The organism is Primorskyibacter sp. S187A (assembly GCF_049800955.1).
Taxonomy (GTDB): domain Bacteria; phylum Pseudomonadota; class Alphaproteobacteria; order Rhodobacterales; family Rhodobacteraceae; genus JAKVBH01.
Genome location: NZ_JBNAGA010000001.1, coordinates 1,814,110 through 1,834,754 on the forward strand (window position 1 = coordinate 1,814,110; position 20,645 = coordinate 1,834,754).

Here is a 20,645-nt window from a genome sequence, read left to right on the forward strand (position 1 = left end):
ACATGCAGGCGGAGTGGATTGCGGTTGATTGGGGCACCTCGCATCTGCGGGTCTGGGCCATGCGGGGCGACACGGTATTGGCCGACGCCAGCTCCGATGCGGGCATGGGAAGCCTTGCGCGCGCCGAGTTTGAGCAAGCGCTGCTGGAGCTGATTGGCCCATGGCTGCCTGCGCAAGACGCACCCCACGGCATTCAGGTGCTCATCTGCGGGATGGCGGGCGCGCGTCAGGGTTGGGCGGAGGCTCCCTACCGCGCGGTGCCTTGTGCAGCGGAGCAAGACCACGCCATTCACGTCCAGACCCGAGACAACCGGATTGCGGCCTTCATCCTGCCCGGCGTCAAACAGGAGAGCCCGGCCGATGTCATGCGCGGCGAGGAAACCCAGATCGCAGGGTTTATTGCGCGCAACCCCGATTGGGATGGCACGCTTGTCCTGCCCGGCTCCCATTGCAAATGGGTGCAGATCTCCGCGCGCGAGATCGTCTCGTTTCGCACCGCTCTGACGGGCGAGATGTTCGCCGCGCTCTCGAGGAATACCGTTCTGCGGCACTCCCTGGGCGAGGGATGGGACCGGGCCGCTTTTGACGACGGTGTGGCCGACGGGCTGGCGCGACCTGAGCATCTTGTAACCCGCCTCTTTTCCCTGCGCGCCGAAGGCTTGCTGCACGGGCTTGATCCCGACGCCGCCAAGGCGCGGCTCTCCGGGCTGCTCATCGGCATGGAACTGGCCGCCACACGGCCCTATTGGCTGGGTCAGCAAATAGCGTTGATTGGCGACACGGCCCTGACCGCACTTTATGCACGCGCCCTGGAGGCGCAAGGCGTGCCCTCCGCACCGCAAAACGCCACCCTGTTGACGCTGGCCGGGCTCTCCGCCGCGCGCCTCTCGCTCAAGGAGACTTTGTCATGAGCCGCCCCCTCATTGCCATTTTGCGTGGGCTTGAGCCGCGCGATGCCGCTGCCATGGGCAGTGTCCTGCTGGATGCGGGGATCACGCGGATCGAAGTGCCGATGAACTCGCCGCAGCCACTGCAAAGCATCGCAACGCTGGCCAAGCTGGCCCGTGGCAGTGATGCGCTGATCGGAGCGGGCACGGTGCTCACGGTGGATGAGGTCCAATCGGTCGCGCTGGCGGGTGGGCGTCTCATCGTCTCGCCCAATGCCGATGTCGAGGTGATCAAGGCCACGCGCGCGATGAAAATGGAGAGCTGGCCCGGGATCTTCACGCCAACGGAGGCCTTCATGGCGCTCAAGGCGGGCGCCACCGGCCTCAAGCTCTTTCCCGGCTCCATGGCTGGGACCGAGGGGCTCAAGGCCATGCGCGCGGTGCTGCCCCGGGGCACGCAGGTCTATGCGGTGGGCGGTGCGGGGCCTGAGAACTTTGGCGCATGGCTCAAGGCCTCTGCCGATGGCTTCGGTCTGGGGTCTGCGCTCTTCAAGCCAGACATGTCCGTCGAAGACGTGGCGCAGCGCGCGGCAGATATCGTCGCCGCCTATGATGAGGCTGCCCGTGGCCTTTGATGATCGCATCTGTGCGCTGGGGGAAGGGCCGCTCTGGCATCCTGAGCGCGCGCAATTCTTCTGGTTCGATATTCTGGGCAAACGCCTTCTGACACCCGGCGCGGAATGGCAATTTGACGAATATGTCTCCGCTGCGGGCTGGATCGATCACGATCATCTGCTCATCGCCTCATCCTCTGCCCTGATCCGCTTCAACCTCGAGACCCGCGCGTCAGACATCGTGGCCCCGCTGGAGGCTGACACGCCCGGCACCCGGTCCAATGACGGACGCGCGGACCCGCAGGGCGGCTTCTGGATCGGCACGATGAGCGTTGCCGCCGAGGACGATGGTGCAGGCGCCATCTATCGCTACTATCGCGGCACCTTGCGCCGGATATTTGAGAGGATCTCGATCCCCAACAGCACCTGTTTTGCCCCTAACGGCCGCACCGCCTATTTCGCGGATACACCCAAGGGCGTGATCTGGCGCGTGGGCCTGGATGCCCATGGCTGGCCAGAGGGCGCGCGGGAGGTGCATGTGGATCTCAGGGACGCAGGCCTCAATCCCGATGGCGCTGTCGTCGATCACACCGGCACGCTTTGGGTCGCCTGTTGGGGCGCGGCGCAGGTTGTGGGCTATGGACCGGATGGCCGCGAGACAGGCCGGTTTGATTTGCCTGCGCCCCAGACGACCTGCCCGGCTTTCGGCGGGCCGGAGCTGTCGCAGATGCTGGTGACATCCGCCACGCAAGGGTTGGACAGTAGCGCCCTTGTGGCCGCGCCCTCTTCGGGCAAGACCTTCCTTCTGAACACGGACCTGCGCGGCCAGCCCGAACATCAGGTGATCCTGTGAGCGGGGCTCTGACACAGCGCGCGCTCGGGGTCTGTTACTACCCGGAGCATTGGCCAGAGGCGCAATGGGCCGAGGATGCGCAGCGCATGGCTGAGGCAGGCATTTCCATTGTGCGCATTGGAGAGTTTGCCTGGTCCCGCATCGAGCCGCGATCGGGCGATCTGCACTGGGCCTGGCTCGACCAGGCCATTGATGTGCTGGGTCAGGCCGGGCTTCGGATCGTTCTGGGCACGCCTACGGCCACGCCCCCGCGCTGGATGCTCGATCTGCATCCCGACATGCTGGCTGTGGATGTCGAGGGGCGCCCGCGCAAATTCGGCTCCCGCCGTCACTATGATTTCGCCCATCGCGGCTATCGCGATGAGGCGCGGCGCATCACGCGGCTGATGGCCGAACGCTATGGCCACAACCGCCACATCCTCGCCTGGCAGATCGACAATGAATACGGCTGCCATGACACCGTGCGCAGCTACTCACCGGCCGCACGTGACGCCTTTCAACGCTGGCTCGCCGCACGTTACCAGACGATTTTTGCGCTCAACGAGGCCTGGGGCAATATCTTCTGGTCCATGGACTACGCCACATTCGATGAGATTGACCTGCCCAATCTCACGGTGACCGAGCCAAATCCGGCCCATGTGCTGGATTTCTACCGCTTTGCCTCTGACATGGTGCAACGCTGGAACCACACCATGGCCACAGCCGTGCGCACCCATGCCACCCAGCCTTTGATCCACAATTACATGGGCCGGATCGTCGAGTTTGATCACTGGGACGTGGGCCGCGATCTCGATATCGCCTCGTGGGACAGCTATCCCATAGGCTTTCTGTCCGACAGGCTCGAGGCGAGCGAGACCCACAAGAGCCGCTTCCTGCGGCAGGGCGATCCGGACATGCAGGCCTTTCACCACGATCTCTACAGGGCTGTGGGACAGGGCCGGTGGTGGGTCATGGAACAGCAGCCAGGGCCGGTCAACTGGGCGCCTTACAATCCCGCCCCCCTGCCCGGCATGGTGCGGCTGTGGAGCTGGGAGGCTTTTGCCCATGGCGCCGAGGCGGTCTGCTATTTCCGGTGGCGTCAGGCGCCGATGGCACAGGAACAAATGCACGCAGGCCTGTTGCGCCCTGACAGCGCGGAGGCGCCCGGTCTGGCGGAGGCGCGCGCGGTGGCGCAGGAGATGCGCGAGATGCCCGAGGTCAGTATCGGCAAGGCCCAGGTCGCGCTGATCTTCGATTATGCCTCCTGCTGGGCCTGGGACGCCCAGCCCCAGGGCGCGGGCTTTGACGGCTTCGCGCTGGCCTTTGCCGCCTATCGTGCGGCGCGCGGGCTGGGGCTCAATATCGACATTCTGCCGCCCGACACAAACGATCTGTCAGACTATCCGCTCGTGCTGGCCCCCGGCCTTCTGAGCCTGAGTGCACCTCTGCGCAAAGCCATCGCGGCGCACAAAGGCCGGGTCCTTCTCGGGCCGCGCAGCGATGTGAAAACAGATCATCTGACGATCCCGCTGCCCATGGGCCCCAATATTCCGGGCGTGGACGTGACCTCTGTGCGCACAGAAAGCCTGCCCCCCAGTGAGACCATCGCGCTCTCGGGCGGCGGCGCCATGGTGAGCTGGATCGAAGAGCTTGAGGGCAGCGCCGAGGTCTTTGAAACGCTGGCGGATGGCCGCCCGGCCATCATGGGAAGCCTGTATTGCCGCGTGCTCGCAGGTTGGCCGGATGCCGAGACCTACGGACGAATTGTCCGCGAGGCGGCCCACGCCATGGACATTGTGACCCATGATTTGCCAGACGGGCTCCGCATCCGAGACACGGCGTCGCACCGCTTCGTTTTCAACTACAGTGCTGACCCCATCACGTGGCACTCAGTCACCATACCAGGTGCGGGGGTGCACTGGGCGGACAAATGACGACTGAACGACCAAGACTAACCTATGGGCCATTGAGCGTAGACTTGAACCCATACGGCGCACGAACGACTGCGCTGCGTTTCCATGACCGCGACCTGATCCTGCCCACGCCTGAGGCGTTTGACCCTTTCGGGGTCTGGTCGGATGCGGGCGCGATTGTCGGGCCGGTTGGCAACCGGATTACAACCGGGGATCATCTGCCGGGATGGGACGGCCCCACGGATGGGCAGGTCATGCTGCACGGTGACACCGAAGGCATGCAGGCAGGAACGCAACATCTGGCCTGGGAGACGGGCAAGGTCACGCCGCGCAGCGCATTGTTCACGCTGGAGCTGCCCGTTGGCCATGGCGGGTTCAAGGCCCACCGAAGCCTCGCCGTACGCTACACCCTGCCCCGGACGAATGCGCTGCGCATCGTGATGGAAGCCCAGACAGACAGCCCCACGCTCATGTCGCTGACCCATCATCCCTATTGGGCACTGGGGCCCGGCACGGGCATCGCCGATCACCGGCTTCAGGTTTTGGCGCGCAATGTCCTGCCCATCGACGCCCAGACACGGCCCACGGGCGAGGTCATGCCGGTGGCGGGCACGGAGTATGACTTCAATATTCCCCGCGCCCTGATCCCCGGCGCGCCGGATCTCGACAATACCTATTGCCTCTCCAACGCGCGGCTCGAAACGGAACGCGCGGTGGCCTATCTGGAAGCGCCCGATGGCTGGGCGATGGAGCTCTGGACAAACGAGCCGGGCCTTGTGGTCTTTGACGGACGCATCACCGATGGTTTTGGGCTTGCGCCTTATGCGGGCTGCTGTCTGGAGCCGCAGATGTGGCCCGACGCGCCGCGCCATCCGCATTTCCCGAAGGTGACCTTTGCGCCCGGACAGATCAGCCGGACGATCATCGAATACCGCTTCAAGGTCGGATCAGGCCAGATGCGCACCAACGGGACGTCCCAGGGCCTCTGACAGAGACTGACTCGCCTCGCGGACGGCTGCGCCGATCTTGGGGGTTGTCGCCTCATTCATGCGCGCCACAGGTCCTGAGACCGACAGCCCCGCCACGGCTTCGCCAAAGGCATTGAACACCGGCGCCGCGATGCAGCGCATGCCGGTGGCCTTTTCTTCCTCGTCAATCGCAAAGCCACGTTTGCGCACCATCGAGAGATCCGCGCTCAGGAGGCGGGCATCCACAAGCGTGCGGTTGGTGAAGCGTTCGCGCTCTGAACGCGCGAGATACTGCTCTAGCCGCGTTTTGTCCCACGCAGAGAGGAGCGCCTTGCCTATGCCAGAGGCATGCATGGGCGAGAGCGTGCCGGGAGGAAAGAAGGCGCGAATGGAGGCATGGGTCTCGACCTGGCTCACAAACATCACGTGATCGCCCTGCGCAATGCCCAGATTGGCGGTCTCTCCGGTATATTCCATCAAACCTCGCATGATGGGCCGGGCCCGCTCGACGAGCGACGTGCGGCGCAAGAACGGCGCGCCGGCCAGAAACGCGCCCGCCCCCACATGCCAGGCCTGGCTATCGCTCTCGAACTCCGCGAAGCCACGGCCCTCCAGAGTTGTGAGAACCCGGTAGAGCGTCGCCGTGGACTGGCCCATATCGCGGGCCAAATCCGTCAGCGTGATCCCCTCGCTTTCGCCCAGCCGTTGCAGCACTGCAAGCGCGCGATCCAGCGACTTGATCGTGTTCTGCTCGGTCTTGTCATCCCAGGCCTTGGGCCGTCCGCGGGGTCTGCGCGTAGCGTCATCCATCATTTTTTTCACCAGTTAAAATTATCATTCGCTATATGAAATAATACAAGCCTCTCAAAAGCAACGATTTTCAAGCAAAACCCTCAATATGAAATTCGATTTCAAAAAAATTGAGGCTGTCGGGCAGTGCTCTTAGACAGGGTGCAACGAGGAGGAACCGCTATGTCATTCCAAAATCCAGTCTTCATTCCCGGCCCAACGAACATTCCCGAGGCGCTCAGACGCGCCTGCGATTTCCCGACGATCGATCATCGCTCGTCCGTCTTCGCGGAGATGTTGACGCCCGCGCGTCACGGCGTTCAGCGCGTTCTGCGCTCGACCACAGCGGAGATTTTCATCTTCCCCTCGACCGGCACCGGTGGCTGGGAAACAGCGATCTCCAACACGCTTTCGCCCGGGGATACGGTCCTGGCCGCGCGCAATGGCATGTTCTCCCACCGCTGGATTGACATGTGCGAGCGTCACGGCCTTGAGATGATCATCGTCGACGTGCCATGGGGCGAAGGCATCCCGGCCGACCGCTTTGCCGAGATCCTCGCCAAGGACACGAGCCACAAGATCAAGGCTGTGCTGGCCACGCATAACGAGACGGCCACAGGTGTTGTTTCTGACATTGCTGCCGTGCGCGGCGCGATGGATGCCTGCGATCACCCGGCGCTTTTGATGGTGGATGGTGTGTCCTCCATCGGCTCCATGGATTTCCGCATGGATGATTGGGGCGTTGATATCGCCGTGACCGGTTCGCAGAAGGGCTTCATGCTGCCGCCCGGCCTGGCCATCATTGGCATCTCGCCAAAAGCGCGCGCTGCGGGCCAGACCGCCAAGCTGCACCGGACCTTCTTTGATCTCGATGACATGGCCAAGGGCTATGCCGCCGGTGCCTACCCCTACACGCCGCCCGTGGGCCTGCTGAATGGGTTGGCACAGAGCTGCGACATGCTGCTGAGCGAAGGGCTGGACAATGTTTTTGCCCGCCATGCCCGGATTGCCGAGGGTGTGCGCGCCGCTGTGCAGGCTTGGGGCCTTGATCTTTGTGCAGCACGGCCGGAGCTTTACTCAAACTCCGTGAGCGCCATCAAGACGCCCGAGGGCTTCAATGCGACCGATATCGTGACCCATGCCGCGGACACCTATGGCGTGGCCTTTGGCACAGGTCTGGGCGATGTGGCGGGCAAGGTCTTCCGCATCGGGCACCTCGGTTCGCTGACGGATGTCATGGCGCTCTCGGGGATCGCCACGGCGGAGATGTGCATGGCCGATCTCGGCCTGGATATCCAGTTGGGATCCGGCGTTGCCGCCGCACAAAACGTCTACCGGGCCACCACGGCCACAGCCATGAAGGATGCCGCGTGATGAAAGACAATGCTCCCCTTGATCTGCCGACGTACGAAGACATGCTGGAGGCGCATGAACGCATTGCGCCCCACATCCACCGCACACCTGTTCTGACCTCGTCTTACTTCAACGACAGGACCGGCGCAGAGCTGTTCTTCAAATGCGAGAACTTCCAGAAGGCGGGCGCCTTCAAGGTGCGCGGGGCCTGCAACGCGGTCTTTGGTCTCTCTGATGAGGACGCCCAGAAAGGCGTGTGCACGCATAGCTCGGGCAATCACGCCCTGTCGCTCTCTTATGCCGCAGGGCGCCGGGGCATTCCCTGCAATGTGGTGATGCCGCGCACGGCGCCGGAGGCCAAGAAGGCGGCTGTGCGCGGCTATGGCGGGACGATCACGGAATGTGAGCCTTCGACCACCTCGCGCGAAGCGGTCTTTGCCGAAGTGCAGGCCGCGACGGGGGGCGACTTTGTGCATCCCTATAACGATCCGCGGGTCATTGCCGGGCAAGGAACCTGTTCCAAGGAGATGATGGAGCAAGTTGACGGGCTGGACATTGTGATCGCGCCCATCGGCGGCGGCGGCATGATTTCGGGCACTTGCCTGACGCTCTCGACGCTGGCCCCCGAAGTGCAGATCATCGCCGCAGAGCCCGAGCAGGCCGACGATGCCTATCGCAGCTTCAAGGCCGGTCACATCATTGCCGATGATGCACCCGTGACCATTGCGGATGGTCTCAAGGTGCCGCTCAAGGAGCGGACCTGGCATTTCGTCTCCAACCATGTGAGCGACATCCTGACCGCTTCCGAGGAAGAGATCATCGACGCGATGAAGCTCACCTGGCAGCGCATGAAGATCGTCATGGAACCCTCCTGCGCCGTGCCCCTGGCCGTGATCTTAAAGAACCCGGAGATCTTTGCGGGCAAGCGGGTTGGCGTTGTCGTGACGGGCGGAAATGTCGATCTGGCGAAACTCCCGTGGATGACGAGCTGAATCAGGCTTGCGCCCCATCTTGTTTCCTATAGGAAACTCATTACTTGCATACGCATCAAGCTCTCTGATCCTGAGAGCGTCCTACTGACTTGGAGAGACCCGATGAAAGACCTCAGCAATCTCGACGAATTCGAAGTGGGCTTTGACATTCCAGCCAAGCCCGGCATGCGCGAAGACGAGATCCAGACACCTGCGCTGGTGCTTGATCTGGACGCGCTCGAGCGCAACATCAAGAAGATGGGCGACTATGCCCGTGATCACGGCATGCGCCACCGGGTGCATGGCAAGATGCACAAGTCTGTGGATGTGGCGCTTTTGCAGGAACGTCTCGGCGGGGCTGTGGGCGTGTGCTGCCAGAAGGTCTCCGAAGCCGAGGTCTTTGCCCGTGGCGGTATCAAGGACGTGCTGGTCTCCAACCAGGTGCGCGAGCCGCAAAAGATCGACCGTCTGGCGCGTTTGCCGAAGCTCGGCGCGCGCACGATTGTCTGTGTCGACGATATCGAGAATGTGGCGGACCTCTCCGAGGCGGCCGTGCGTCATGGCACGCAGATCGAATGCTTCATCGAGATGGATGTGGGCGCGGGCCGCTGTGGTGTGATCGGGGCGGAGAATGTCGTGGAGATCGCCAAGGCGATTGAGGCGGCTGACGGGCTGAAATACACCGGCATCCAGGCCTATCAGGGCGCCATGCAGCACATGGACAGCTACGAGGACCGCAAGGCCAAGATCGCCACGGCGGTCGCGATGGTCAAGGAAGCGGTCGACGCGCTCAAGGCCGAAGGCATCGACAGCGAGCTTGTCTCCGGTGGCGGCACAGGCAGCTATTACTTCGAGAGTAATTCCGGCGTTTACAATGAGTTGCAATGCGGCTCTTACGCGTTCATGGATGCCGATTACGGTCGTATCCTCGACAAGGACGGCAACCGGATTGACCGTGGCGAGTGGGAAAACGCGCTCTTCATCCTGACCTCGGTCATGAGCCACGCGAAGGCTGACAAAGCCATCGTTGATGCGGGCCTGAAGGCGCAATCCGTGGACAGCGGCCTGCCGGTGATCTTCGGGCGCGATGATGTGGAATACGTCAAATGCTCCGACGAGCATGGCGTTGTGGCGGACCCGGAGGGCGTGTTGAAGGTCAATGACAAGCTGCACCTCGTCCCCGGACACTGTGATCCCACCTGCAACGTGCATGATTGGTATGTGGGCGTGCGCAATGGCGTGGTTGAGACGGTGTGGCCGGTCTCCGCGCGGGGCCGCGCTTATTAAGCAGGATCGAACAGGCTGCGCCTGTCCGACCGGTTGGGGGGCTCTGCCCCCCGGCCTGCGGCCTCCCCCCGGAGTTTATTTGGCAAGATGAAGGGAGGCGTTTGCCCTCCCCACAAGAGCAGGGATAGTGGAATGTGGATTGTACCTGAGGCGCGGATTGCGGAGCTCGTGACGCCGGAGGCAGCGTTTGACGCGGTGGAGGCCACGTTTGCGGCCATGGCGCGCGAGGATGCCTACAACTTCCCCGTGGTGCGGGAAGCCATTGGTCATGAGGATGCGCTTTACGGGTTCAAAGGCGGGTTTGACCGCGCGGGCGGTGCGCTGGGGCTCAAGGCGGGCGGTTATTGGCCCCACAACCTTGAGAAGCGCGACTTGATCAACCACCAATCCACCGTGTTCCTGTTTGATCCTGACACCGGGCGGCCCGAGGCCATGGTGGGGGGCAATCTGCTCACCGCTCTGCGCACAGCTGCGGCGTCTTCTGTCTCGATCAAGCATCTGGCGCGCGAGGATGCCAAGGTCATTGGCATGGTCGGCGCGGGTCATCAGGCGAAGTTTCAGCTGCGCACAGCGCTCAAGCACCGGAATTTCGAGAAGGTCATCGGCTGGAACATGCATCCCGAGATGCTGCCCAACCTTGAAGAGGTCGCGTCTGAGGCGGGTTTGCCCTTTGAGGCCGTGGATCTGTCGGGCCTGGCGGAGGCGGATGTGATCATCACCATCACCTCGAGTTTTGCGCCCACCTTGATGGCCGATCACGTGAGCCCGGGCACGCATCTGGCCTGTATGGGCACCGATACCAAGGGCAAGCAGGAGGTCGAGGCGGCGCTTCTGGCGCGCGCGTCGGTCTTTACCGATGAGGTGGCGCAGTCCATCTCCATTGGCGAGGCGCAACATGCGGTGGGCTCAGGCCTGATTGCCGAGAGCGATGTGCATCAGATCGGTGCGGTCATCAATGGCACACATCCGGGCCGCGAGAGCGCCAATCAGATCACGCTTTTTGACGGCACGGGCGTTGGGCTCCAGGACCTTTCCGTGGCGCAAGCGGCGGTGCGTCTGGCGCGGGATCGCGGCATTGCCATTGAAGTGGATGTTTGAGGCGGGCGCGACCACCTCTCGAGAGGGGAAAAACGCGATTTTGCGCTCAAGGCACGGGCTTGTTATTGCATAACGCGGGCCGAGACCCCCATCTTGGTCCAAAGACAGGCAAAAGCAGGACCTTACCCATGCGCATGATCGCCGCAGCCCTCGCGCTGACCCTCGCCGCCTCTCCGGCGTTGGCCGAGAAGCTCTCACTGGGCGCGATTTCCCAGTATCTCAACCAATTGCAAAGCACCAAGGGGGCCTTCACGCAGATCAATGCGGATGGCTCAATCTCTACAGGCGAGATTGCGATCAAACGCCCCGGGCGGGCCCGGTTTGACTACAACCCGCCCGAGCGCGCGCTTGTCATTGTGGGCGGCGGTTCGGTCGCAATTTTTGATCAGAAAACCGGGGCGACACCGGAGCAATATCCCATAGGGCGCACGCCGCTGAAGATCATCTTGCAGCGCAATGTGAACCTTGGCGCATCAGGCATCGTAGTGGGCCACACCTTCGATGGCACCTCCACGATTGTTACCGCGCAAGACCCTGCCAACCCCGAATTTGGCACGATCGAGATGGTCTTTACGGCCAATCCCGTCGAGCTGCGCCAATGGATCATCCGCGATGAAGGCGGCCAGCCAACGACCGTCATTCTGGGCGAGATGGACACTTCCGCCCGCCTGCCCAACGGGCTGTTCAATATCCAGGCGGAAATCGCCAAGCTGCGCAACTGAACAAGCGGGGGGGCGCGGCCCTTTCGGCGCGCTACTGGATGCGCTGGCCGTTGGCCAGAACATGACCTGAACTGTTGATCTCGATCTTGCTGCGCAGCTGATCATCGCCCACGGGCTGGGCAAACATCGCCATCATCATGCGCGCGCCCATGGCTTGCTCCTGCGGGATGATCCCCATGCGCACCAAAGTGTCGATGAGCTTGTTGGCCCCTGTCAATTCGAGCGTCACCTCGCCTTCGGGCCGTGGCAGGCCCCGGAAGGTCTGGCGGTCGGTATTGTCGAGCGTGAAGGCCCCTTCCCCGGTGAGCTTGGCCCCTGCGGCATCCAGCGTCAGAGCGTTGAGCGCCAGCGTATCCAGCTCGAGACTACGCGCGCCTTGCTGGATGGCCATCGCGGATTGGGGATCGAACATATCGAGCAGAACCCGGACCATACCCGACAGATCGATCTCCAGCGTCGCCGGATCGCGGGGCAGCTGGCCTGTGGGATCGAGCAACGACCAGATCAGGTCATTCATCTCAAACGAGCCCAGCGTCAGGTTGAACGCGAAGGGCGCGGCACCGTCTGTCTTGGACAGCGGGCCTGCGAGACCGAACTGTGTTGTCTCGGCGGTCAGGGCGACCGGGAACGGCAAATCGCCGCCCGCCGTTTGCATTGTCACGTTGCGCGACTCCGAGGTGATCGACATGGCATTGCCGCCCAGGCTCAGATCGGTCACGCCAGAGGCCGTGGTTGTGCTGCTGGCCAAGATCTCCCCCCGATCCGTCGCATTGATATCCTGAGACGAGCCCTGATGCGTCATCGTCGCGGCAAGTGTGAACCCGGAGGCCAGAAGCGCGGGAAAATCGGTCATGTCCATGATCAAAGGCAATTTCGCCTCCGACGTCATGTCCAGGTTTTTCCACGACCCAGTGAATTGCGACAGGGTCGTGGGCTCACTGGGATCGGCAAAGAAGACATCAAAAGAGACCTCTCCCATCGTCAGGCCTTGAGAGACATCGCGCAGCGCGGCGATGGTCATTTGTGTCTCGCCCGCGACCTCCGAAAGCGTCATCTGCGCGCGCGCGACATCTGCGCCCCGCGCTTCTCCGTCGATGGAAAGCTCGGTCAACGCCAGATCGAGCGCCTCTGCGGCATAGGTGAAATCCATGTCGGACGCGCTGCCCGAGACGGACATTTCAAGACCTGCCTGCCGGTATTCGACCACACCTTGCACCGCCGGAGCACCACTTTGCGGGAGCAGATCAAAGCGAATGGGCATCACTTCGGGAAAGGAAATCGCGACGGCATCGCCCGTATCCATGAATTGCAGCTGGCCGAGCTCAACCGTGATCGTGCCTTCGCTGTCCGGTAAGGTCATGCTGAGCAAGGTATCCGCGACGGTCAAGTCATCCGCGCCGCCCGTTTCCGCGCCGCTGACATCATAGCCAAAGCTTTCGAAATACCCCTTGAGCCCATTCCAGACTTCGGCGGGGGCGAGATCCGCCTGCGCGGGCGACACAATCGCAGTGCAGGCCAGCAGAGCCGCGACAAGACAAGACCGCGACGCAGGAGAACGGGACACGTGAAAACAGGACATGGGGCGCCTTTCGAACAACATATCGATTTTGCCGCCATGATGCGCAGGGGCTGGACCTGTGGTCAACGGGGCGCTAGGCCAAAGACGGATTGACCTTGAGGGAGCAGGCGATGTTGCAGGGAAAAACGATCATGATTACCGGGGCCAGCCGGGGCATTGGCGCGGCAGCGGCGCGGGAATTCGCCAAGGAAGGCTGTAACGTCGTGCTCCTTGCGCGCTCGGGCGATGCCATTGCAGAGTTGGCCGGAGAGATCGGCGAGAAAGCGCTCGCAGTGCCGTGTGACATTTCGCGCTACTGGGAGATGGAGGCCGCCGTTCAGGCCGCCGTTGATACCTTCGGTGCGCTGGATGTGCTGATCAACAACGCTGGTGTCATCGAGCCTGTCTCCCACATGCTGCGCGCAGATCCTGAAGGCTGGGGACAGGCGATCGACATCAACCTCAAAGGCGTGTTCAACGGGATGCGTGCGGCAGGCCCCGTCATGGTGTCTCAGGGCGGCGGCACGATCCTGACCGTGAGCTCTGGCGCGGCCCATGGCCCGACGGAAGCCTGGTCGCACTATAATGCCTCCAAGGCCGGGGCCGCCATGCTGACGCGCTGCCTCGACATGGAAAACCGCGCCGACGGCATCCGCGCCATGGGGCTGTCCCCGGGCACGGTGGCCACGCAGATGCAACGCGAGATCAAGGCCTCCGGCATCAATCCCGTGGCGCAGCTGGATTGGTCCGTTCATATCCCGCCGGAATGGCCCGCCCGCGCGCTTGTGTGGATGTGCACGCCGGAGGCCGATGCACATCTGGGCGAAGAGCTGTCGCTGCGCGATGAGGGGCTGCGCCGACGGGTCGGGGTGATCTCATGATTGCGCTGGAAAAAGATGCGGGCATCTGGACAGCAACGATTGACCGGCCCGACAAGGCAAATTCCCTGACGGGCGCGATGCTCGAAGAGCTGGCGGAGATTGCCGAGGCGGCCCAGGAGGCGCGCGTTTTCATTCTGAGCGGACGCGGCAAGGTATTCTCTGCGGGTGCTGATCTCGAGGAGGCCCGCGCGGGTCTGGCGACATCACCGGTCTGGGAACGGCTCTCCTCTGCCATTGCCGCCCTGCCCGGTCTCTCTATCGCGGCCCTCAACGGAACGCTGGCGGGGGGCGCCATGGGCATGGCGCTGGCCTGTGATCTGCGGCTCGCTGTGCCTTCGGCAAAGTTCTTCTATCCCGTCATGAAACTTGGCTTTCTGCCGCAGCCCTCCGACCCCGGTCGCATGGCCGCGCTCATCGGCCCGGCCCGCACCAAGCTGATCCTCATGGGAGGGCAAAAGATTCTGGCCGAAGAGGCGCTGGCCTTCGGTCTGATTGATCGCATTGTCGCGCCAGATGCGCTCCTGACCAGCGCGCGCGAGATCGCCGCCGACACGCTTGCGGCAGATCCCATCATCGCAGCGGGAATCAAGACACTCTGCCAGACCTGAGCCCGCTCGGGTCCGGAATCCCTTACTGGGAAAAACGCCTGAGCTTTACCCGTTAAAGATGATGCGTTGCGTGAGAAAACAGCTGCAAGACATGCAGCCGACCATCACTCACGGGGTTAGGATGCAGGAGAGGCTCTGCTGCTCACGGGCGGCGGGGCCTCTTTTGGTAAATTCTGCAAACAATCCACAGACTTTTACGATTTTGCAATTCCCACGGGTTGAACCTCTCCGCAGGACCATTCTATCGTTGCGGCAACCTGGGGAGGTTACATGATTACGCGTCGCTTGTTTTGCACAAGCGCCTTGGCGTCGGCCAGTTTTGCGGCGCCGCTCAAGGCGCATCACACGAATAAAAGCCAGTCCTACGAAGTGCCCGCTGAGCACGAGCCACGTATCGTGGAGCTCGACGAATACATTCCCGCGGGCGAGATCCATGTCGATCCCAATTTCTTCGCGCTCTATCTGACCCTGCCCGATTACAAGGCGTGGCGCTATTCCGTGGGCGTCGCCGGCCCCGATCTTTGGGAGCCGGGCGAATATCACGTTCAGTGGAAAGCCAAATGGCCCAGCTGGCGGCCCACCAATGCTATGATCAAACGCAATCCGGCGGCCTATGCGAAATACCGCAACGGCATGCCCGGCGGTCCCCGCAATCCCCTTGGTGCGCGCGCGCTTTACCTCTTCCAGGGAAACCGGGACACCTATCTGCGCATTCATGGCACGACCCAGCCCTGGACCATCGGCACAGCCGTATCGAATGGCTGCGCGCGTCTGGTGAATGATCACGTGATCGATCTCTACAACCGGACGCAAAAAGGCGCGCGCGTTGTTCTGCATCCGCGCTGGCGCGACGTCTGAGGCCGTCACCTGCAAGGCCTGAGCCGCGCAGACGGTCCTGCGGCGCAAACATGGGTCGTCGGGGATCCTGATTACCCCAGAGCGGAAAATTCACGCCGCAAGCGCTGTCGCCCCTTTTCATTCCGCGCCCGCGCCCGCAAGTTGCACGGACGGTAACCAGCGGCGCTCGAAGGCGCAGGGAAAGCACGTCATGGCCACACGCATTTTCATCAACGGGTTTGGCCGCATCGGGCGCACCATAACCCGGATGCTGCTGACCGAGCCTCATGATATCGAGATCGCTGGCCTGAACGACATCGCAGCGCTCGACACAGCCGCGTATCTCTTTGCCTATGATTCCGTATTCGGGCCCTTTCCGGGAGAGGTGCGGGCCTCCCCGGGCGTGCTGCATGTGGGTGACAAAGCCCTGCCCTTTTCTCATGCCCCCGACATCTCGGCGCTTGATCTTGGCGATGTCGATCTCGTGTTGGAATGCACCGGCCGCGCGGAGGCGCGTGATGTGGCCGAACGCGGTTTGCGCGCGGGGGCTGAGCGTGTGTTGATCTCCGGGCCGTCGGGCGCGGCAGACGAGACAATTGTGCTGGGCGCCAATGACGCGCGGCTCACGGATCAGAAGATTGTCTCCAATGCCTCCTGCACGACCAATGCGCTGGCCCCACTCCTGCGTCTGCTGCATGACACTTGCGGCATTACATCGGGGCATATGACAACGGTGCATTGCTACACCGGCTCCCAGCCCACAGTGGATGCGCCCCGGGGCCCGCTCGAACGCTCTCGCGCAGCCGCGCTCTCCATGGTGCCCACGACAACAAGCGCAGGCCGTTTGCTGGATGTGGTCCTGCCGGAGCTGGCAGGGCGTATCGAAGCCCGCGCCATCCGCGTGCCCACAGCCAGCGTCTCGGCCATCGATCTGACCGTCCAAACCGGCACACCTGTCCGGGCAGAGGACATCAACGCCCTGATGCGCAAATCCGCGCCCTTGATCGGCTGGACCGACCTGCCGCTCGTCTCAACCGATCTGCGGGGCCGCCCCGAGAGCCTGATTGTCGATCTGCGAGAGACATCCGTCAGCGTCGGCGGTGTTCTGCGGGTCTTTGGCTGGTATGACAATGAATGGGGCTTTTCGGCGCGGATGCTGGATATGGTCCGTCGTATGAGTGCGCGCGGGTAGCTGGCCCGGGCGCGTCGCCCCCCAACCTGTGACCCCGCCGCAACGTCCCTCGCGCGTTAACGCAATTCCCCTTGATCACCTGACGCGGATCGGATGCAGTTGGCCCATGGGGGGAAATACGTTCATCGGCGTTGACGGTGGCGGCACGGGATGTCGCCTTGCACTGGTGCGTGAAGACGCCCGGTTCGAGGTTGAGGGCGGCCCCTGCAATGTATCCACCGATCTGGCCGGTGCGCTCAGGGAATTGTCCGCCGGGCTGGATCGCCTCGCCGCACAGGCCGGGATGGACCGTGGCGCAGTGCGCGCTCTGCCCGCCTGTCTGGGCCTTGCGGGCGTTGTCGCCGGAGACCCCCGTCCCGATATCTCCGATGCGCTGCGCTTGAGCTATGCCCGTATTCTCGATGATCGCGCCATTGCGCTGCGCGGCGCTTTGGGCAGCCGGGACGGTGCCATGGTGGGCATTGGGACAGGATCATTCTTCGCCATTCAGCAAAACGGCCGGATCCGGCTGGCGGGCGGCTGGGGGTTGCGGCTGGGCGACGAGGCCTCGGGGGCCTGGCTGGGGCGCGAAGCCTTCGCCATCACATTGGCCAGCGTGGACGGGCTTGTTCCCGAGAGCCCACTGACCGAGAGCCTTCTTGAGCGTTACCGCGGTGCGCCGGGCCTTGTTGCCCAATCGCTCAAAGCAGCGCCGCAGGATTATGCAGCACTCGCCCCCGAAATCGTGGCCGCCTCCGATGCGGGCGATCGCAATGCGCGAGAATTGCTGCGCCGGGGCCGGGCCTATGTCATTGAAACACTCGCCACGCTGGGGTGGGAGCCGGGCATGCCCCTGTGTTTCACAGGTGGGCTGGCCGACAGTTATACAAGGGTCCTGCCGCCGGATGTGCAGGACGCCCTGATGCCGCCCGAGGCGGGCGGGCTTGATGGTGCCCTTCTGATTGCCTCGGAGATGGTCGAATGAGCTATGACACCCTCCTTGTGAGCACGCCTGCGCCACATGTGCATCAGATCACGCTCAACCGGCCCGAGGTCTCCAATGCGTTCAACACGGAGATGGCGACAGAGCTGGTCGACGCATTTGAACGCTATCAGGTCGACACGGACGATATCCGCGCAATCGTGTTAACCGGCGCTGGCGAGCGCGCGTTTTGCGCGGGAGGCGATCTCAAACAACGTCTGGGGATGAGTGATGCCGCATGGCAGGCGCAACACCTGGTGTATGAACGCATGGTGCGCGCGATACTGAATTGCCCGGTGCCCGTGATCGGTGCGATCAATGGCGCGGCTTACGGCGGTGGATGCGAACTGGCGGCGGCGGTTGATTTCGCCTATGCCGCGCGCTCTGCGAAATTTGCACAAACCGAAACCCGCATTGGCATTATTCCCGGCGCAGGCGGCACCCAGACGCTGGCGCGCAAGATCGGCACGGCCCGTGCCATGGAGCTCATCCTGTCAGCCCGCGTCTTTTCCGCCGAAGAGGCCCACAACTGGGGATTGATCAACGCCGTGTTTGACAACGCAGACCTCCTCCCCGCCGCTCTGGACTGCGCCACACGCATTGCCAAAAACGCCCCGGTCGCCACGCGGCAGGCCAAACGCGCCATCACGCGAGGCGCGCAGATGAGCCTGTCCGACGGGCTGGAGTTCGAAATCGCCTGCTACAACCAGACCTACGTCACGCAAGACCGCCGCGAAGGCGTCGCGGCGTTCAACGAAAAACGCGATCCGGTCTTTCGCGGCAGCTAAAGCACGTCGACGGAAACCTGATATGTTGAGCATCACGAGAAAGCCGTTGCTTGGCGGTTTTTTCGTGAGTCATGTTTTTCGCGCAGTGCTGTAGGTCACGCGCCGCCCGGGGACGCGCTGATGGGCGTCACCGTATCGGTCTCGGATGCTTTGCGCGGCCACTTGCTGGGTGCCACGCCCGTCTCGCGCAGAAACTCACGATTGAAATTCGACTTCGTGTTGAAGCCGCTCTCCAGCATCGCATCCGTGACGCTCCGCCCTGCCTCGATCAGTCCACAGGCGTGGCGGATACGCCACGAGTTGATATAGCGCGAAACATTGGCCCCGGTCGCGCGATTGACCGCCGTGGACAAGCGCTTTTCGGGAAGATGCAACCGCCGGGCCAGACGCGCCAAGGTCAGGTTGGGATCCAGATGCATGGGCTCGCGCCTCAAAAACGCCTCCAGCGCCGCGACGATCTCGACATCCTCCTGACTGGTTTCGGGCGGCGGCGGTGGCGCGGTACTCTGGGCGGTAGCCTCTCCTGCCGTGCCCGAGGCCGCGGGGTTCCCGCTGAGCATCCCCACAAACAGCAGCACCAAAGAAGACGAGACCGTGATCATCCAGCCCGTCCATGCCGCATGCCCCGTGGCGAAGGCCATAGCGATCAAGACGTCACTGAACGCCGATGCAATCAGAGCCCAGCCAAGCGCTTGCCAGATCGCAGCCGGGATATGCCCCGCGTCCAAACGGGCCAGAGGCATGTCGGAGGCGCGGCGCAGCTCGAGCAAGATCGCCCCGCCGTAAGCGACAAAGACCAGCGGTATGACAAAATCCGTCGTCTGCGGCGCAAAGAGGCTGCAAAACAGCGAAAACGCCGGCGCCGCGCCATGCACGGCGACCCCGCGCAACTGATTGCGGCTGACCAATGCGTCCTGAAAGGTGACCCAGGCCAGCGGCGGAATGATGGTTGCGCTGACGGGCAATATGGGGCGCAAGGCGTCCATCCCATAACCGCCCACCAGCGTGACAAGGCCTGATTGCAGCGCACAGGCCCCAAGAAACGCGACCAACAAGGGCCGCCCGCCGGACAGAAATGTACGCAAGGCCAGATACCCCAGAACAAGGGCAACGAAAGCAGGGATCGGAAGCATAGGCATGGGCGCACTATGGTCCAAAAACCGGATTGTGACGACCTGAATCCCGAAAACAGGACGCGAGGACTCATTTTTCCCCGCATCAACAGGCCAACGTTCAAAACGGAGGTTCCCATGAAACGTCTCGCTTTTCTTTCCTTTCTGGCCCTGTCGCACACCATGCCTGCGGCGGCTGATATGCTGCCCGGCTACGACCGGTTCGATCTGATGGCCGACCATCGGGCGCGGCCCATCGCAGCCTCGATCTGGTATCCGGCGGCCAATCCGACATATCGCGCGCCGGTCGGGGATGGGCCGATCTTCGATCCGACCTTTGCCTTCATGGGCCCGGCCATCGCGGAAGGGCCACATCCGCTTGTGCTGTTGTCCCATGGGTCCGGCGGGAATGCCGACAGCCTCGGATGGTTGACCAGCGGTCTTGTGGCGCGGGGCGCGATTGTGCTGGCCGTGAACCATCCCGGATCCACCAGCGGAGACAGCTCACCGCGCCGCTCCGTGGACCTTGATGCGCGGGCAAACGACTTGTCCGCGGCGCTCGACATGGCGTTGGCAGATCCCGCCTTCGCGCCCTTCATCGATCAAAGCCAGATCGGCGTTGTGGGCTTTTCTCTGGGCGGTGCCACGGCGCTGGGTCTGGCCGGTGTGCGCTTTGACGGCGCTGTGCAGGATGAGAATTGCACAACTGGTCCCGATGCGGCGGATTGCGCGTTTTTCCGGCGTGGCGGCGTGAGATTTGCGGATTACCCCGGATATGCGGCTGATACCCGCGATGCCCGGATCACCCGCGCCGTTATCATTGATCCCGGGTTCGGTGGCTCCGCCGTTCCGGAAACACTGGACGGCGCGCTCAGTGGGATAACCCTCATCAACCTTGGCGATGCGGATCGTCTGGGCGCGGCGGATGTGGGTCCTGCGGGCAATGATCTGGCGCAGCGGCTGCCCGATACCAATTACATCGAGATTGCCCCGGCCAACCATTTCACCTTCCTCGGTGTGTGCAAGCCCGGCGCTGCGGCCTTGCTGGCAGAAGAAGGGGACGATCCGATCTGCTCCGACCCGGACGGCGCGGACCGCAAAAAGACCCACGGCCAGCTGATTGATGTGATTGCTTCGGGGCTGAACCTCTAAGGCAATCGGCCAGTCTCAGTGCCACCTGCCGTGCGACCTCTAATGTCACCATTCAGAGGTCGCACGCGATTTCCCGGGCGCGCGCTTTTGGTTGGTCTCTGACCACACCCCTGGCTCCCAAA

At 63.0% G+C, this 20,645-nt stretch carries 20 protein-coding genes; 17 read left to right on the plus strand and 3 right to left on the minus strand.

Annotated features, from left to right (window positions below):
• Positions 1-2: 2 nt before the first annotated feature.
• The 5 genes from ACP15S_RS09045 to ACP15S_RS09065 are packed head-to-tail and all read left to right on the plus strand — an operon-like array spanning position 3 to position 5,235.
• The gene (locus tag ACP15S_RS09045; RefSeq protein ID WP_425039239.1) at positions 3-911 is read left to right on the plus strand and encodes a 2-dehydro-3-deoxygalactonokinase; all 909 of its coding nucleotides are present in this window, start codon (positions 3-5) and stop codon (positions 909-911) included.
• Complete coding sequence (locus ACP15S_RS09050; protein WP_425039240.1) at positions 908-1,522, plus strand: 2-dehydro-3-deoxy-6-phosphogalactonate aldolase; 615 nt, start codon at positions 908-910, stop codon at positions 1,520-1,522. Before ACP15S_RS09045 ends, ACP15S_RS09050 begins: the two co-directional genes overlap by 4 nt.
• On the plus strand, positions 1,512-2,354 hold the full coding sequence (locus tag ACP15S_RS09055) for an SMP-30/gluconolactonase/LRE family protein (RefSeq protein WP_425039241.1): 843 nt from the start codon (positions 1,512-1,514) through the stop codon (positions 2,352-2,354). Before ACP15S_RS09050 ends, ACP15S_RS09055 begins: the two co-directional genes overlap by 11 nt.
• On the plus strand, positions 2,351-4,267 hold the full coding sequence (locus tag ACP15S_RS09060; protein WP_425039242.1) for a beta-galactosidase: 1,917 nt from the start codon (positions 2,351-2,353) through the stop codon (positions 4,265-4,267). The genes ACP15S_RS09055 and ACP15S_RS09060 overlap by 4 nt, the downstream gene beginning before the upstream one ends.
• Positions 4,264-5,235, plus strand: a complete 972-nt coding sequence (locus ACP15S_RS09065) for an aldose epimerase family protein (protein WP_425039243.1) — start codon at positions 4,264-4,266, stop codon at positions 5,233-5,235. Before ACP15S_RS09060 ends, ACP15S_RS09065 begins: the two co-directional genes overlap by 4 nt.
• On the opposite strand, the gene bhcR is transcribed toward ACP15S_RS09065, so the two are convergent.
• Entirely contained in the window at positions 5,194-6,024 is an 831-nt protein-coding gene (bhcR, locus tag ACP15S_RS09070) for an HTH-type transcriptional regulator BhcR (RefSeq protein ID WP_425039682.1), read from the minus strand. The two genes, ACP15S_RS09065 and bhcR, sit on opposite strands and share 42 nt — an antisense overlap.
• A gap of 162 nt (positions 6,025-6,186) precedes the next feature.
• Here bhcR and bhcA point away from each other — a divergent pair, with 162 nt between their 5' ends.
• From bhcA to ACP15S_RS09095, 5 genes are all read left to right on the plus strand, one after another.
• Positions 6,187-7,377: an L-aspartate--glyoxylate aminotransferase BhcA gene (gene bhcA / locus ACP15S_RS09075; protein WP_425039244.1), complete on the plus strand. Its 1,191-nt coding sequence runs from the start codon at positions 6,187-6,189 to the stop codon at positions 7,375-7,377.
• A complete protein-coding gene (gene bhcB, locus ACP15S_RS09080) occupies positions 7,377-8,348 on the plus strand; it encodes a beta-hydroxyaspartate dehydratase BhcB (RefSeq protein ID WP_425039245.1) in 972 nt (323 codons plus the stop codon). The genes bhcA and bhcB overlap by 1 nt, the downstream gene beginning before the upstream one ends.
• 102 nt (positions 8,349-8,450) lie before the next feature.
• Positions 8,451-9,614: a 3-hydroxy-D-aspartate aldolase BhcC gene (gene bhcC / locus ACP15S_RS09085; RefSeq protein WP_425039246.1), complete on the plus strand. Its 1,164-nt coding sequence runs from the start codon at positions 8,451-8,453 to the stop codon at positions 9,612-9,614.
• Between the two features lie 132 nt (positions 9,615-9,746).
• Complete coding sequence (gene bhcD / locus ACP15S_RS09090) at positions 9,747-10,712, plus strand: iminosuccinate reductase BhcD (RefSeq protein WP_425039247.1); 966 nt, start codon at positions 9,747-9,749, stop codon at positions 10,710-10,712.
• Positions 10,713-10,840: 128 nt separating this feature from the next.
• Complete coding sequence (locus tag ACP15S_RS09095) at positions 10,841-11,434, plus strand: LolA family protein (RefSeq protein ID WP_425039248.1); 594 nt, start codon at positions 10,841-10,843, stop codon at positions 11,432-11,434.
• A 31-nt stretch (positions 11,435-11,465) separates the two neighbouring features.
• Here the strand turns inward: ACP15S_RS09095 and ACP15S_RS09100 are convergent, their stop codons facing one another.
• Complete coding sequence (locus tag ACP15S_RS09100; protein ID WP_425039249.1) at positions 11,466-12,998, minus strand: DUF2125 domain-containing protein; 1,533 nt, start codon at positions 12,996-12,998, stop codon at positions 11,466-11,468.
• 125 nt (positions 12,999-13,123) lie between these two features.
• Between ACP15S_RS09100 and ACP15S_RS09105 the strand changes: the two genes are divergently transcribed.
• From ACP15S_RS09105 to ACP15S_RS09130, 6 genes are all read left to right on the plus strand, one after another.
• Entirely contained in the window at positions 13,124-13,873 is a 750-nt protein-coding gene (locus tag ACP15S_RS09105) for an SDR family oxidoreductase (protein WP_425039250.1), read from the plus strand.
• The gene (locus ACP15S_RS09110; RefSeq protein ID WP_425039251.1) at positions 13,870-14,481 is read left to right on the plus strand and encodes an enoyl-CoA hydratase/isomerase family protein; all 612 of its coding nucleotides are present in this window, start codon (positions 13,870-13,872) and stop codon (positions 14,479-14,481) included. Before ACP15S_RS09105 ends, ACP15S_RS09110 begins: the two co-directional genes overlap by 4 nt.
• A 270-nt stretch (positions 14,482-14,751) precedes the next feature.
• A complete protein-coding gene (locus ACP15S_RS09115; protein WP_425039252.1) occupies positions 14,752-15,339 on the plus strand; it encodes a L,D-transpeptidase in 588 nt (195 codons plus the stop codon).
• A 190-nt stretch (positions 15,340-15,529) separates the two neighbouring features.
• Positions 15,530-16,510: a type I glyceraldehyde-3-phosphate dehydrogenase gene (locus ACP15S_RS09120; protein ID WP_425039253.1), complete on the plus strand. Its 981-nt coding sequence runs from the start codon at positions 15,530-15,532 to the stop codon at positions 16,508-16,510.
• A gap of 106 nt (positions 16,511-16,616) precedes the next feature.
• Positions 16,617-17,474: a BadF/BadG/BcrA/BcrD ATPase family protein gene (locus ACP15S_RS09125; protein WP_425039254.1), complete on the plus strand. Its 858-nt coding sequence runs from the start codon at positions 16,617-16,619 to the stop codon at positions 17,472-17,474.
• On the plus strand, positions 17,471-18,259 hold the full coding sequence (locus tag ACP15S_RS09130; RefSeq protein WP_425039255.1) for an enoyl-CoA hydratase/isomerase family protein: 789 nt from the start codon (positions 17,471-17,473) through the stop codon (positions 18,257-18,259). Before ACP15S_RS09125 ends, ACP15S_RS09130 begins: the two co-directional genes overlap by 4 nt.
• Before the next feature lie 95 nt (positions 18,260-18,354).
• On the opposite strand, the gene ACP15S_RS09135 is transcribed toward ACP15S_RS09130, so the two are convergent.
• Positions 18,355-19,398, minus strand: coding sequence for a helix-turn-helix domain-containing protein (locus ACP15S_RS09135; RefSeq protein WP_425039256.1), 1,044 nt, complete (start codon positions 19,396-19,398; stop codon positions 18,355-18,357).
• 111 nt (positions 19,399-19,509) lie between these two features.
• Here ACP15S_RS09135 and ACP15S_RS09140 point away from each other — a divergent pair, with 111 nt between their 5' ends.
• On the plus strand, positions 19,510-20,523 hold the full coding sequence (locus ACP15S_RS09140) for an alpha/beta hydrolase family protein (protein ID WP_425039257.1): 1,014 nt from the start codon (positions 19,510-19,512) through the stop codon (positions 20,521-20,523).
• The last annotated feature ends 122 nt before the right edge of the window (positions 20,524-20,645 follow it).

Bases quoted from the DNA above. Each gene is read 5' to 3' on its own strand.
- ACP15S_RS09095 (WP_425039248.1), top strand. From the start codon at position 10,841: ATGCGCATGATCGCCGCAGCCCTCGCGCTGACCCTCGCCGCCTCTCCG.
- ACP15S_RS09050 (WP_425039240.1), top strand. From the start codon at position 908: ATGAGCCGCCCCCTCATTGCCATTTTGCGTGGGCTTGAGCCGCGCGAT.
- bhcC (WP_425039246.1), top strand. From the start codon at position 8,451: ATGAAAGACCTCAGCAATCTCGACGAATTCGAAGTGGGCTTTGACATT.
- ACP15S_RS09120 (WP_425039253.1), top strand. From the start codon at position 15,530: ATGGCCACACGCATTTTCATCAACGGGTTTGGCCGCATCGGGCGCACC.
- ACP15S_RS09065 (WP_425039243.1), top strand. From the start codon at position 4,264: ATGACGACTGAACGACCAAGACTAACCTATGGGCCATTGAGCGTAGAC.
- ACP15S_RS09140 (WP_425039257.1), top strand. From the start codon at position 19,510: ATGAAACGTCTCGCTTTTCTTTCCTTTCTGGCCCTGTCGCACACCATG.
- bhcA (WP_425039244.1), top strand. From the start codon at position 6,187: ATGTCATTCCAAAATCCAGTCTTCATTCCCGGCCCAACGAACATTCCC.
- ACP15S_RS09045 (WP_425039239.1), top strand. From the start codon at position 3: ATGCAGGCGGAGTGGATTGCGGTTGATTGGGGCACCTCGCATCTGCGG.
- bhcB (WP_425039245.1), top strand. From the start codon at position 7,377: ATGAAAGACAATGCTCCCCTTGATCTGCCGACGTACGAAGACATGCTG.
- ACP15S_RS09130 (WP_425039255.1), top strand. From the start codon at position 17,471: ATGAGCTATGACACCCTCCTTGTGAGCACGCCTGCGCCACATGTGCAT.
- ACP15S_RS09110 (WP_425039251.1), top strand. From the start codon at position 13,870: ATGATTGCGCTGGAAAAAGATGCGGGCATCTGGACAGCAACGATTGAC.
- ACP15S_RS09135 (WP_425039256.1), bottom strand. From the start codon at position 19,398: ATGCCTATGCTTCCGATCCCTGCTTTCGTTGCCCTTGTTCTGGGGTAT.
- bhcR (WP_425039682.1), bottom strand. From the start codon at position 6,024: ATGGATGACGCTACGCGCAGACCCCGCGGACGGCCCAAGGCCTGGGAT.
- ACP15S_RS09125 (WP_425039254.1), top strand. From the start codon at position 16,617: ATGGGGGGAAATACGTTCATCGGCGTTGACGGTGGCGGCACGGGATGT.
- ACP15S_RS09105 (WP_425039250.1), top strand. From the start codon at position 13,124: ATGTTGCAGGGAAAAACGATCATGATTACCGGGGCCAGCCGGGGCATT.
- ACP15S_RS09115 (WP_425039252.1), top strand. From the start codon at position 14,752: ATGATTACGCGTCGCTTGTTTTGCACAAGCGCCTTGGCGTCGGCCAGT.
- bhcD (WP_425039247.1), top strand. From the start codon at position 9,747: ATGTGGATTGTACCTGAGGCGCGGATTGCGGAGCTCGTGACGCCGGAG.